We start from the raw sequence: 12,727 nt of genomic DNA on the forward strand, positions 1-12,727 counted from the left end.
AAACTGCCACCGACCTAATTACCAAGTTTGGGTTGCTTTGAAGTCGTCAGTCAGTTTCTTCAACTGAGCTTCGATTTCATCGTTGTAAGCGCCAGACTTGTCGATCTCAGCTGCTAGTTCAGCGTATTGACCGCGAGCGTACGATAGTAGAGCCGCCTCGAAATCTAGAACTTTGTTAAGTTCTACATCATCAAGGTAACCGCGCTCTGCCGCGAAGATAGTTAGAGCTTGGTCAAATACAGACATTGGAGCGTACTGCTTCTGCTTCATTAGTTCTGTAACTTTTTGACCATGGTCTAGCTGTTTCTTCGTTGCGTCATCAAGGTCAGAAGAGAACTGAGCAAATGCCGCTAGTTCACGGTATGCAGCTAGTGCTGTACGGATACCACCTGATAGTTTCTTGATGATTTTCGTCTGAGCTGAACCACCTACACGAGATACTGAGATACCAGGGTCAACAGCAGGACGAACACCAGCGTTGAATAGCTCAGTTTGTAGGAAGATCTGACCATCGGTAATCGAGATTACGTTAGTCGGTACGAATGCTGAAACGTCACCTGCTTGAGTTTCGATGATAGGAAGAGCAGTCAAAGAACCAGTCTTACCTTTCACTTCACCGTTAGTGAAACGCTCTACGTACTCTTCGTTTACACGAGCTGCACGCTCTAGTAGACGCGAGTGTAAGTAGAATACGTCACCTGGGAATGCCTCACGGCCTGGTGGACGTTTAAGTAGTAGAGAGATCTGACGGTAAGCTACCGCTTGCTTAGATAGATCATCGTAAACAATCAGTGCGTCTTCACCGCGATCGCGGAAGTATTCACCCATCGCACAACCTGCGTAAGGCGCTAGGTATTGAAGCGCTGCAGATTCAGAAGCTGATGCAACTACAACGATAGTATTTTGTAGTGCGCCGTGCTCTTCTAGTTTGCGAACAACGTTAGCGATAGTCGATGCTTTCTGACCGATTGCTACGTAGATAGAGAAAATACCAGAGTCTTTCTGGTTGATGATCGCGTCGATCGCCAGTGCTGTTTTACCAATCTGACGGTCACCGATGATAAGCTCACGCTGACCACGACCGATTGGGATCATTGAGTCAACTGACTTATAACCAGTTTGCACAGGTTGGTCTACCGATTTACGGTCGATTACACCTGGTGCGATCACTTCTACAGGCGAAGTCATTTTCGCTTCGATTGGACCTTTACCATCGATAGGCTCACCCAGCGTGTTTACTACGCGGCCTAGTAGTTCTGGACCAACTGGCACTTCAAGAATGCGGCCAGTACCTGTAACTTTCATGCCTTCCTTAAGGTCAGCATATGGGCCCATTACAACCGCACCAACCGAGTCACGCTCAAGGTTAAGTGCCAGTGCATAACGGCCACCCGGTAATTCAATCATTTCACCTTGCATCACGTCCGCTAGGCCGTGGATGCGGATGATACCATCGCTTACCGATACGATAGTACCCTCGTTGCGAGCTTCACTAACAACTTCGAAAGATTCGATACGTTGTTTGATCAGATCGCTAATTTCCGTGGAATTAAGTTGCATGCTCCAATCCCCATTAAGACTGCAATGCATCGCTCAGGCGGTTCAAACGACCACGCGCTGAGTCATCGATGACTAGGTCTCCGGCTCGAATAATAACCCCACCAAGTAGGGTCTCATCTACACTGCAATTCAGCTTCACTTTGCGTTCAAGACGCTTTTCAAGTTTGCTGCCAATGTTTGCAAGTTGTTCATCAGAAAGCTCTGTTGCTGAAATTACTTCAACATCAATTTCTTTCTCATGTTCTTTTTTCAGAGTAAAAAACTCCGTGCAAACATCAGGAAGGGCCGCTAAACGACCATTCTCAGCCATTACCTTCAAAAGGTTTTGACCGTGCGCATCAACTTGTTCGCCGCAAACTGCAACAAAAATTTCTGCCATTTTGTCAGCAGAAACCGAACCCGTTAGTAGTTCGTTCATTTGTTCGTTTTTGGCCACTTCAGCAGCAAAAGATAACATTTGGCCCCATTGGTCCAACTGGTCTTTCTCTAAAGCAAAGTCGAAGGCTGCTTTAGCATAGGGGCGTGCGATAGTAGTCAAATCAGACATATGCGCCCCCAGACTTAAAGTTTTGCAGTAATGTTGTCGAGAATATCTTTTTGCGCATCTTTATCGATAGAACGCTCAAGGATTTTCTCAGCACCAGCTACAGCCAGAGTAGCAACTTGTTTGCGCAGCTCATCGCGTGCACGATTGCGTTCAGCTTCAAGTTCTGCTTCTGCTTGCGCTAGGATTTTCTGGCGTTCTGCCTGAGCTTCCTCGCGAGCTTCATCAAGAATTTGAGACTTACGTTTGTTCGCTTGTTCGATGATCTCAGTTGCTGTGCGCTTCGCTTCTTTCAATTGATCAGAAGCGTTGGCTTGTGCTAGATCCAAGTCTTTCGCAGCACGTTCTGCTGCTTGAAGACCATCAGCAATTTTCTTCTGACGCTCTTCGATCGCTTGCATCAATGGTGGCCATACATACTTCATGCAGAACCACACAAATAGTGCGAACGAGATTGCTTGACCTAGCAGAGTTGCGTTTATGTTCACAACAGCTACCCCTCTATTTGGACTTAGTGTTAATCAGTGACAAGCGATAATCGCCCGTCCCGAGTTAAAGGTGATTAACCTAGTTGACCAACGAATGGGTTTGCGAAAGTGAATAGTAGCGCGATTACGATACCGATCATTGGAACCGCATCAAGTAGACCCGCGATGATGAACATCTTAACTTGTAGCATAGGAGCCATTTCTGGTTGACGTGCAGCACCTTCTAGGAATTTACCACCTAGCAGTGCGAAACCAATCGCTGTACCAAGAGAAGCAAGACCGACGATAATACCTACGGCGATTGCAGAAAAGCTCAGTAAAGTTTCCATTACTATCTCCAATTTATAGTTGTTGGCTTAGTGCCCAAATAAAAAGCTTTAAAAAATTAATGATCAGGATCTTCGTGTGCCATTGACAGGTAAACAATTGTCAACATCATGAATACGAAGGCTTGAATCGTAATAACCAAGATATGGAAGATTGCCCACGGTAGTGAACCCATCCATTGTAAGTACCATGGTAGCATTGCCGCACAAAGAATGAATACAACCTCACCCGCGAACATGTTACCGAATAGACGCATACCAAGTGATAGAGGTTTCGCTAATAGCGATACCACTTCAATTAGTAGGTTAAACGGAATCATCAGTGGGTGATTGAATGGATGTAGTGCAAGTTCTTTTGCGAATCCACCTAGACCTTTTACTTTGATGCTGTAGTAAATCATCAATGCAAAAACGCCTAGAGCCATAGCCATGGTGATATTCACATCAGCAGACGGTACAACCTTAAGGTAAGGAATACCTAGCCAATGCTCTGCTGGGTATGGTAAGAAGTCGATAGGAACTAAGTCCATCACGTTCATCAAAAATACCCAACAAAAGATAGTCAGTGCTAAAGGCGCGATCAGTGGGTTGCGTCCATGGAACGTGTCTTTGACGTTATCGGCGACAAATTCAACGATCATTTCTACAGCACACTGAAGCTTACCCGGTACACCCGCTGTTGTTCTCTTTGCTACTTTGTAAAAAATTCCGAGGAAAATTAAACCAGTAAACCAAGAAAAAAACAGGCTATCGATATGTACGTTCCAGAAACTTGTCTCCGACCCTACTAAACCCAACTTGTATAGCGATAGGTTAGAAAGGTGGTGGGCAATGTAACCGGACGATGTTAGCGCTTCACCTGGCGCAGCCATAACTCATCCTATTTTTTGTTGTTAATGAATAGCACTGGTGCACAGATATTAATACCTAGTACCAGCAAATAGGTTAGTTTGAGGGGAACAAGTTCCACCTGCATATACATGTAGGCAACATAGAACAGTGCAACCGTGATGAGAATTTTCAGTACTTCACCCGTATAGAAGGAAGCAGCGATGCGCTTGGCAGCGCGAGCTCCACTAAACATGAAAGCACACAGCGCGAATACTGCATTGGCAACAACAAAAATGCCTCCGCCAATCAGCGCTGAAAATCCCCAGTCAGGATTTATGGCTACCGCCATTCCTGCTGCCACAAAAATAACCGCGCCAGACTGGATCATTAACAATTGCCTTGCGAGCTCTCGTCCTGGTCTAGCTAACGCAGCTACCATGTATTCGTACCTCTAGTAATATCCACTTCGCACTTAACTCTCTGTGCTGGGAAATTGGCGAAAATTATACGTTCAGTTCAACGTAAAGCAATTCGATTGCATCAAAAACTTACAGTTTTGTTTACAAAACGACAACTTTCGCACAAAATTCGATTAATTAGATTAATTGACCTAAATCAATTATCTCATCTAGGCCTCAAGCTTGGCAATTAGTTGGTCCAATTTGTGAGGCTCATCAAGACTTATCGTCAATTTCGCTTTTCCGTTTGCAGAACGGGTAAGAGAAACTTTTGCATCAAGCAGCTGACTCAATTTATGCGACATTTGCTCGGCTTCGGTATCCTCTTGTTGCCCTTTTTGCTCATTTTGTGGGGCTAAGCACTTTTTTACTAACTGTTCGGTTTGGCGAACAGTCATTTGCTTCTTAGCCACTTGTTGAGCTACTTCGACTTGCTGTTCGCCTTCTAACGCTAACAGAGCTCGAGCATGACCCATTTCCAATTTTTTATCTGCAACCAGACCTTTTACATCAACTTCCAACTGATTCAGACGTAATAGGTTACTCACCGTCGTTCTTGATTTACCAATCACATCGGCCACTTGCTGATGTGTCAGCGTGAATTCATCTTGTAGACGTTCAAGCGCTTGGGCTTCCTCAATCACATTCAAGTCTTCACGTTGAATGTTTTCAATCAACGCCATGGCGATGGCGGCACGATCTTCAACTTTTTTCACCAAACACGGCACGCGTTTTAAACCCGCCTGCCTTGCAGCACGCCAGCGGCGCTCACCTGCGATGATCTCAAACTGACCATTTTCGACCTGGCGAACCACGATTGGTTGAATAATGCCTTGTGATTGAATCGAAGCCGCTAGTTCTTCTAGCGCTTCAGGCGCCATATCTTTACGCGGTTGGTATACGCCCGGCTGCAATTGACCAATCGCTAAATCGGTTAACTCACCGTCTGCCGATAATTCTTGGCTATGCGATGCAATATGCTGTTTTTCACGAGCAAACGAACTGGTCGACAATAACGCATCCAGTCCTTTTCCGAGACCACGCTTAGACATGGGATTGAATTCCTTAGGTTAGAGTTAAACTGGGATTTCTTCGCGGCGGAGCATTTCGCCCGCTAGAGCAAGATACGCTTTGGCACCTGCGGAGTACTTATCGTAGTACATTGCAGGCTTACCGTGACTTGGCGCTTCAGCCAAACGAACATTACGTGGAATGACAGTACGGTAAACTTTATTCCCAAAGTGTTTTTTAAGTTGATCGGATACTTCATTCGATAAGCGGTTGCGTGGGTCGTACATGGTACGTAGTAAGCCCTCAATTTTGAGGTTCTCATTGACCACGGCCGCTAACTTGCTGATTGTATCCATAAGAGCAGTTAAACCTTCTAACGCAAAGTATTCACATTGCATCGGCACCAGCACAGAGTCAGCTGCCGCCATCGCATTGATTGTAAGAAGGTTTAGAGAAGGAGGACAATCAATAAAGATGAAATCATAGTTATCGCGAACTGACGACAATGCATTTTTTAGACGCACTTCACGAGCGAAAACTTCCATCAATTTGATTTCTGCCGCGGTCACGTCTCCGTTCGCCGCGATCAAATCATACTTCCCTGTTGTTTGGGTACAAACGACTTGATCGAACGGTGTATCTTCAACCAAAAGATCGTATGCGGTGGCGTCGACCATATACTTATCCACGCCACTGGCCATCGTAGCATTGCCTTGCGGGTCGAGATCGATCACCAAAACCTTGCGCTTTGTTGCCGCCATCGAAGCCGCTAAGTTAATGCACGTTGTTGTTTTGCCGACCCCACCTTTCTGGTTGGCGATTGCTACAATTTTACCCACGATTACCTCGCTAATTTTCCTTGCGCGATAAGATTACTAGATGACGATCACCTTCCAACTCAGGAACAGCCAAAGATATGATCTCTGTCACACTGCACCATTCAGGAAGCTGATCCATTTCATCTTTAGGGTGCTGTCCTTTCAGCGCTAGAAACACCCCGTGCTCTTGTTTCGGCAAATGGTGGCACCATTCCACCATGTCTATCATTGAAGCAAAAGCTCGACTCAAAACGCCATCAAATTTTTCTTCAGGTTGGAATTCTTCGACACGACTTTGAATTGGTGTCACGTTTTTCAGCCCTAATGTGTGCACAACTTGCTTGATAAAACGGATGCGTTTGCCAAGACTGTCGAGCAAAAAGAAGGTTTTCTCAGGGTTCATGATTGCCAAAGGGATGCCCGGTAACCCCGGACCAGTACCAACATCAATGAAGCGCTCACCGGGCAGGTGTGCGCTTACAACGATACTATCAAGAATATGTTTCACTAACATATCAAGCGGATCACGTACCGATGTTAAATTGTACGCTTTGTTCCATTTGTCGAGCAGTTCGACATAACCAACTAACTGCTCTCGTTGCTGTTCTGACACTTCCAAATCGGTTTTCGCGATCAGTGAATCCAGCTTTGTTCGCAATGCGCTCATTATTCTTCCTCACCTTTCTTCAGCAAACCATGCTTTTTCAAGTGAACAAGTAGAATAGAAATTGCAGCAGGCGTAATACCAGAAATGCGTGATGCAATACCGATGCTCTCTGGTTTGGCCTCGCTCAGTTTAGCAACGACTTCGTTTGATAAACCTTTTACATCGCGGTAATCCAAATCAGCAGGTAACTTGGTATTTTCGTGACGCAGTGATTTTTCGATCTCTTCCTGCTGACGCTTGATGTAACCATCGTATTTCACTTGAATTTCAACTTGCTCAGCCGCTTGCTGATCTTCAAGAGCAGGAGCAAACGCTTCAAGTTGCGTCAGTTGCGAATAAGTGATCTCTGGACGACGCAGAAGATCCTCACCACTCGCTTCACGGGCCATTGGGGTTTTCAGCAGCTTGTTCAACTCATCAACACCCTCTGACTTCGGATTCATCCACGTTGCTTTCAAACGCTGACGCTCCGTTTCCATATTGTTGATTTTCTCGTTAAAGCGAGCCCAACGAACATCATCAATCAAGCCTAGCTCGCGCGCTTTTTCCGTTAAACGTAAATCGGCGTTATCTTCACGAAGTAGCAGGCGGTATTCCGCACGAGAAGTGAACATGCGGTACGGCTCTTTGGTACCCATGGTCGATAAGTCATCAATCAACACGCCCATGTAAGCTTGGTCACGACGTGGGCTCCAGCCTTCTTTGTCTTGGCTAAACAAGCTTGCGTTTAGGCCCGCCATCAAGCCTTGCGCTGCGGCTTCTTCGTAGCCAGTCGTACCATTAATCTGGCCAGCAAAGAACAAACCATGGATGAACTTCGTCTCGTACGTTTGCTTCAAATCACGTGGATCGAAGAAATCGTATTCAATCGCATAACCTGGGCGAACGATGTGTGCATTTTCAAACCCTTTCATTGAGCGCACGATTTGTACTTGCACATCAAATGGCAAGCTGGTCGAGATACCATTAGGGTATAACTCGTGCGTGGTTAGGCCTTCTGGCTCAATGAAGATTTGGTGGCTGTTTTTGTCAGCGAAACGCATCACTTTGTCTTCAATAGACGGACAGTAACGAGGACCAATACCTTCAATCACACCTGCGTACATTGGACTGCGATCCAAGTTACTGCGGATCACATCGTGAGTTTGTTCATTGGTGTGGGTGATGAAACATGGAATCTGACGCGGATGCTGTTCACGTTTGCCCATGAACGAGAATACAGGCGTTGGGTTATCACCGTGCTGAGCTTCTAGCACTGAAAAATCAACAGTACGAGCATCAATGCGCGGTGGAGTACCTGTTTTTAAACGATCCACACGGAACGGCAGTTCACGCAGTCGATCCGCTAATGCGATCGATGGTGGATCCCCGGCACGACCACCAGACGAGCTTTCCATACCTATGTGGATCTTACCACCAAGGAAGGTACCCACGGTTAGCACAACGGCTTTCGCATGGAAGCGAAGTCCCATTTGAGTTACCACACCAACTGCGCGATCTTGTTCAACAATCAGATCATCAACTGATTGCTGGAACAACGTTAAGTTAGGCGCATTTTCTAATGCATTACGAACGTACGCTTTGTACAGAGCGCGATCGGCTTGAGCTCGAGTTGCTCGTACTGCAGGACCTTTGGAGGCATTTAGTGTACGAAACTGAATACCTGCATGGTCGATGGCTTCAGCCATCAAACCGCCCATAGCATCTACTTCTTTTACTAAGTGACCTTTACCAATACCACCGATCGCCGGATTACAAGACATCTGGCCTAATGTATCGATGTTATGGGTAAGGAGAAGCGTTTTTTGTCCTGTGCGTGCAGATGCGAGCGCGGCTTCCGTTCCTGCGTGTCCGCCACCGACAACAATGACGTCAAAGTTTTCGTGATAAAGCATGAACTGACCTCAGGTATTCAAAGGGATTTAATGGACAGATAAAGGAGCCGTATTTTACCTGCTTTATGCCAGAGAGAAAAACGTTTTCTCGTTTTATCCGTTTTAAGCTTCAAGATAAATATATATAAGATCTATATATATGATCTTTTATTAGATCTATTATTAGGATCGACCGTTTCTGTGGATAACCTAAAAATGATCAACAAGATCATGGATCTTCTTTGGATCATATCTTGTGATCATGATTGGATCAGATCGAGGATTACCTGGGATCAAAAGTGGTGGTTATACACAGGGGGTGAAATTGATCAAAGTTGTTATTGGGATAACTAAAGGAAAATCACTGGATCTTATTGTAGTTATCCACAGTCTGTTTGGTTGGTTTTTGAGCGGTTAAACAAAATAATTTGGTGGGAGTTATTCACATGGGAGAAAACAGAGCCGAATTTCGACTCTGTTGAAGGGAAAGTCGTGAGTTTAAAAACGTTCGATATTCTCTTTTAACCACATTTCTGCGGCGTCTTCTGGCACATCATGGCTCAGTACATCGATTTTAAAGCAATCTGCGAGAGGGGTTGCACCAATATCCTCTAATAAATCATAAGCGTGTTGACCAGCGGCACAGAACGTATCGTAGCTAGAGTCACCAATCGCAATCACCGCAAATTTTACATCAGTCATTTTTGGCGGTGTATTTTGTAATGCTGCGATAAAAGGTTGGATATTATCAGGATACTCACCAGCTCCATGTGTAGAGGTGATCACCAACCACGTACCTTGATTTTCGATATCACTGAGGGAAGGCTGGTTGTGGATCGTTGTTTCAAATCCATTCTCGTTGAGTAGATCACTCAGGTGATCCCCTACGTATTCTGCGCCACCTAACGTGCTGCCTGTAATAATGTGGATCATACTTCTTCCTTATTGAATGCGACGGCTAAAGCTCATGGATGGCTTGCCGTACAAAAAGAAACGCGGTGTGAGTTAAGCTCAGCACCGCGCGTTCGATTATTTACTTCCCGATACAGAATGAAGAGAAGATTCGTCCCAGTAAGTCGTCAGAACTGAACTCACCGGTAATCTCATTGAGATGTTGTTGGGTGATACGTAGCTCTTCAGCCAATATTTCACCTGCCATATAGCCTTCAAGCTGCTCCTGGCCTATTTGAAGGTGCTGTGCGGCACGTTCTAATGCATCGAGATGACGACGACGAGCCATAAACCCACCTTCACTGTTGCCAGAGAAGCCCATACACTCCTTGAGATGATCGCGCAGAGCTTCAACCCCTGCACCAGTCTTCGCTGACAAACGGATAAGAGTAGGGTTATTGACGTGGCAGATCCCCATATCTTCACCCGTTTGATCCGCTTTATTACGGATCACAGTTATGCCAATGTTGTCTGGTAGGCGATCCACAAAATCTGGCCAGATATCTTTCGGATCGGTGGCATCGGTTGTCGTGCCATCCACCATGAACAACACGCGGTCTGCTTGGGCTATTTCATCCCACGCGCGTTCGATACCGATTTTCTCTACTTCATCGGAAGCATCACGCAAACCTGCTGTATCAATGATGTGTAGTGGCATGCCATCAATATGGATATGCTCACGCAGTACATCACGCGTGGTTCCTGCGATGTCGGTTACGATTGCAGATTCTTTACCCGATAGCGCGTTCAGTAGGCTTGATTTGCCCGCATTTGGGCGACCCGCAATCACGACTTTCATCCCTTCACGCATAATAGCGCCTTGGTTAGCTTCTTTGCGCACCGCATCTAGGTTGTCGATGATGGCTTGTAGGTCACCAGCCACTTTACCGTCGGCCAAAAAGTCGATCTCTTCTTCAGGGAAGTCGATGGCTGCTTCAACATAGATACGCAAATGAATCAGCGACTCAACTAAGGTATTAATACGGCCTGAAAATGCGCCCTGTAAGGATTGCAGCGCCGATTTTGCTGCTTCTTCAGAGCTGGCATCAATGAGGTCTGCAATCGCTTCGGCTTGAGCTAGGTCGAGCTTATCGTTCAGAAATGCGCGTTCAGAGAACTCACCAGGGCGAGCAGCTCGAATACCATCTATACCTAGAATGCGTTTTATCAGCATATCCATCACGACAGGGCCGCCATGGCCTTGCAGCTCAAGTACGTCTTCACCGGTAAATGAGTGTGGGTTAGGGAAGTACAGTGCGATGCCCTGATCAAGCACAGTGCCATCTTCTGACTTAAACGGCAGGTACTCTGCGTAGCGGGGCTTTAGTGTTTTGCCAGTGACTTCTAACGCCACTTGGTTGGCTTTAGGGCCAGAAACTCGAATAATACCGACACCGCCACGACCAGGCGCGGTCGCTTGAGCGACAATCGTATCTGTAGTCATAATTTTGCCTTTTGAGCTGGGCTATAGGGAAGATACCTAGGGAGCCATCACAATTAATTAGCTGAATTGTAATCAGCCAAAAACAAAAAGGCGACCTTTTGGCCGCCTTTCTCAATCATTTCCTAAAAGGTTACTTGCTGTGTAAGCCTTTTTTCTCTAATCCTTTGTAGATCAGAGTTTGCTGGATAAGCGTTACGATGTTCGACACCAACCAGTACAGAACGAGACCTGATGGGAAGAACAAGAAGAAGAAGGTAAACATAACCGGCATAAAGGTCATGATCTTCTGCTGCATTGGATCCGTTACTGTTGTCGGGCTCATCTTCTGGATTAGGAACATTGACGCACCCATCAGTAGAGGCAGGATGTAGTAAGGGTCCTGCGCTGAAAGGTCATGAATCCAACCGAAGAATGGAGAGTGACGTAGCTCAACCGATTCCATTAGTGCCCAGTAAAGCGCGATGAAAATAGGCATCTGTAGTATAAGAGGTAGACAACCACCTAGTGGGTTCACTTTCTCTTTCTTGTACAGTTCCATCATTTCTTGGCTCATGCGCTGACGGTCATCACCGATACGCTCACGCATTGCTTGCAGCTTAGGCTGAAGCATACGCATTTTCGCCATAGACGTGTATTGCGCTTTTGTTAGTGGGTACATTGCACCACGAACGATGAAGGTCAGACAGATGATTGCCACACCCCAGTTACCAACAAAGCTCTGGATGAATGAAAGCAACATATGAAGAGGCTTCGCAATGAACCATAACCAGCCGTAGTCCACTACTAGGTCTAGGTTAGGTGCCACTTCTGCCATTTCATCTTGCAGTTTTGGACCAACCCAAAGTGTTGCTTCAAACTTAGCCTGATCGCCTGTTGCGATAGTTTTGTTCGGCATACGAACGCCGATGTCGCCTAGGTTGCCAATTACACGAGTGTATAGGTTAGTACCTGGTTCGTTACGTGGGATCCAAGCTGCGGCAAAGTAGTGCTGAATCATTGCTGCCCAACCTTGGCCATCGGCTAGGTTAAGAGACAGGTTGCGATCCTGCATATCATCAAAGCTGTACTTCTTGTAACGCGTATCTTCTGTTGAGTATGCGCCACCACGGTAAGTAGGCATTGTGATGCTACCACCATCGTCCATTAGGTTTTGACGTAGATGAGCGTACATACCAAATGTTGCGTTGTTGCCTGAGTTGTTCACTACATCGTATTCAACATTAAGCGCGTAGCTGCCGCGTTTAAAGATGTAAGTTTTGGTGTATTCGATGCCGTTTGCAGTGAATGTCATCGGAACGCGAAGTTCATCTTGACCGTCAGCCATTGTGAAGCTGTCTGCACTTACGTTGTAGTGAGGGCGATTTGTGCTGCTCAAGTCGATACCTTGAGGGCCCACTAGACCGCTTTGAGCGATAAATTGGTGACCTTGAGCGTCTTTAAGCAGAACAAAGGAATCTGATGAATCTAACTCAGCAGAGTATTCGTTAAGGTTGGCATGTACCACATCGCCACCAACGGTGTCGATCGACAGAGTTAAAACATCAGTCGTTACTGTGATAGTTTTTGCAGAAGCTTGCTGTTGAGCAGGAACTGGGTCAAGTTCATCAGCAAAAGATGGTGCAGGTAGAGTGCTGCTTGATTGAGCCTGTTCAACTGCTTGAGGTTCTGGATTCTTTGCAACTTGCCATTGTTGAAACAGCAAAAAAGAAACCAGGGCCAAACCGATGAGCAGGATATTACGTTGAGAATCCATCG

Annotated in this window: 13 protein-coding genes; all 13 read right to left on the minus strand. The window is 46.1% G+C overall.

The window, feature by feature from the left end; translation table 11 throughout:
- Positions 1–18: 18 nt before the first annotated feature.
- The 13 genes from atpA to yidC all read right to left on the minus strand — a co-directional run bounded on the left by atpA (position 19) and on the right by yidC (position 12,725).
- Entirely contained in the window at positions 19–1,560 is a 1,542-nt protein-coding gene (gene atpA / locus KJB35_RS16220; RefSeq protein WP_005378931.1) for a F0F1 ATP synthase subunit alpha, read from the minus strand.
- A 13-nt stretch (positions 1,561–1,573) separates the two neighbouring features.
- On the minus strand, positions 1,574–2,107 hold the full coding sequence (atpH, locus tag KJB35_RS16225; RefSeq protein ID WP_017635596.1) for a F0F1 ATP synthase subunit delta: 534 nt from the start codon (positions 2,105–2,107) through the stop codon (positions 1,574–1,576).
- A gap of 14 nt (positions 2,108–2,121) precedes the next feature.
- On the minus strand, positions 2,122–2,592 hold the full coding sequence (gene atpF, locus KJB35_RS16230; protein ID WP_005378929.1) for a F0F1 ATP synthase subunit B: 471 nt from the start codon (positions 2,590–2,592) through the stop codon (positions 2,122–2,124).
- Positions 2,593–2,666: 74 nt separating this feature from the next.
- On the minus strand, positions 2,667–2,921 hold the full coding sequence (gene atpE, locus KJB35_RS16235) for a F0F1 ATP synthase subunit C (RefSeq protein ID WP_002540812.1): 255 nt from the start codon (positions 2,919–2,921) through the stop codon (positions 2,667–2,669).
- A 56-nt stretch (positions 2,922–2,977) separates the two neighbouring features.
- Positions 2,978–3,790, minus strand: a complete 813-nt coding sequence (gene atpB / locus KJB35_RS16240) for a F0F1 ATP synthase subunit A (protein WP_005378922.1) — start codon at positions 3,788–3,790, stop codon at positions 2,978–2,980.
- 8 nt (positions 3,791–3,798) lie between these two features.
- The gene (locus KJB35_RS16245) at positions 3,799–4,188 is read right to left on the minus strand and encodes a F0F1 ATP synthase subunit I (protein WP_005378921.1); all 390 of its coding nucleotides are present in this window, start codon (positions 4,186–4,188) and stop codon (positions 3,799–3,801) included.
- 189 nt (positions 4,189–4,377) lie between these two features.
- Positions 4,378–5,259, minus strand: a complete 882-nt coding sequence (locus KJB35_RS16250; RefSeq protein WP_005383840.1) for a ParB/RepB/Spo0J family partition protein — start codon at positions 5,257–5,259, stop codon at positions 4,378–4,380.
- 24 nt (positions 5,260–5,283) lie between these two features.
- Positions 5,284–6,057 carry a ParA family protein gene (locus tag KJB35_RS16255; protein WP_005383838.1) on the minus strand — a complete coding sequence of 258 codons (774 nt, stop codon included), beginning with the start codon at positions 6,055–6,057 and terminating at the stop codon, positions 5,284–5,286.
- 10 nt (positions 6,058–6,067) lie between these two features.
- Positions 6,068–6,703, minus strand: a complete 636-nt coding sequence (gene rsmG / locus KJB35_RS16260; protein ID WP_130546159.1) for a 16S rRNA (guanine(527)-N(7))-methyltransferase RsmG — start codon at positions 6,701–6,703, stop codon at positions 6,068–6,070.
- Complete coding sequence (gene mnmG / locus KJB35_RS16265) at positions 6,703–8,598, minus strand: tRNA uridine-5-carboxymethylaminomethyl(34) synthesis enzyme MnmG (RefSeq protein ID WP_005378901.1); 1,896 nt, start codon at positions 8,596–8,598, stop codon at positions 6,703–6,705. Before mnmG ends, rsmG begins: the two co-directional genes overlap by 1 nt.
- A 477-nt stretch (positions 8,599–9,075) precedes the next feature.
- The gene (gene mioC / locus KJB35_RS16270) at positions 9,076–9,510 is read right to left on the minus strand and encodes an FMN-binding protein MioC (RefSeq protein ID WP_005378900.1); all 435 of its coding nucleotides are present in this window, start codon (positions 9,508–9,510) and stop codon (positions 9,076–9,078) included.
- Positions 9,511–9,610: 100 nt separating this feature from the next.
- Positions 9,611–10,972 carry a tRNA uridine-5-carboxymethylaminomethyl(34) synthesis GTPase MnmE gene (mnmE, locus tag KJB35_RS16275; RefSeq protein ID WP_005383836.1) on the minus strand — a complete coding sequence of 454 codons (1,362 nt, stop codon included), beginning with the start codon at positions 10,970–10,972 and terminating at the stop codon, positions 9,611–9,613.
- Between the two features lie 130 nt (positions 10,973–11,102).
- On the minus strand, positions 11,103–12,725 hold the full coding sequence (gene yidC / locus KJB35_RS16280; protein WP_053350669.1) for a membrane protein insertase YidC: 1,623 nt from the start codon (positions 12,723–12,725) through the stop codon (positions 11,103–11,105).
- Between the last annotated feature and the right edge of the window lie 2 nt (positions 12,726–12,727).

It is taken from the genome of Vibrio sp. D431a, assembly GCF_030248655.1.
GTDB classification, from domain to species: Bacteria; Pseudomonadota; Gammaproteobacteria; order Enterobacterales; family Vibrionaceae; genus Vibrio; species Vibrio alginolyticus.

Coding starts and splice junctions, on each gene's coding strand:
- atpA (WP_005378931.1), bottom strand. CDS start 1,560: ATGCAACTTAATTCCACGGAAATTAGCGATCTGATCAAACAACGTATC.
- atpH (WP_017635596.1), bottom strand. CDS start 2,107: ATGTCTGATTTGACTACTATCGCACGCCCCTATGCTAAAGCAGCCTTC.
- atpE (WP_002540812.1), bottom strand. CDS start 2,921: ATGGAAACTTTACTGAGCTTTTCTGCAATCGCCGTAGGTATTATCGTC.
- atpB (WP_005378922.1), bottom strand. CDS start 3,790: ATGGCTGCGCCAGGTGAAGCGCTAACATCGTCCGGTTACATTGCCCAC.
- KJB35_RS16245 (WP_005378921.1), bottom strand. CDS start 4,188: ATGGTAGCTGCGTTAGCTAGACCAGGACGAGAGCTCGCAAGGCAATTG.
- KJB35_RS16250 (WP_005383840.1), bottom strand. CDS start 5,259: ATGTCTAAGCGTGGTCTCGGAAAAGGACTGGATGCGTTATTGTCGACC.
- rsmG (WP_130546159.1), bottom strand. CDS start 6,703: ATGAGCGCATTGCGAACAAAGCTGGATTCACTGATCGCGAAAACCGAT.
- mnmG (WP_005378901.1), bottom strand. CDS start 8,598: ATGCTTTATCACGAAAACTTTGACGTCATTGTTGTCGGTGGCGGACAC.
- mioC (WP_005378900.1), bottom strand. CDS start 9,510: ATGATCCACATTATTACAGGCAGCACGTTAGGTGGCGCAGAATACGTA.
- mnmE (WP_005383836.1), bottom strand. CDS start 10,972: ATGACTACAGATACGATTGTCGCTCAAGCGACCGCGCCTGGTCGTGGC.
- yidC (WP_053350669.1), bottom strand. CDS start 12,725: ATGGATTCTCAACGTAATATCCTGCTCATCGGTTTGGCCCTGGTTTCT.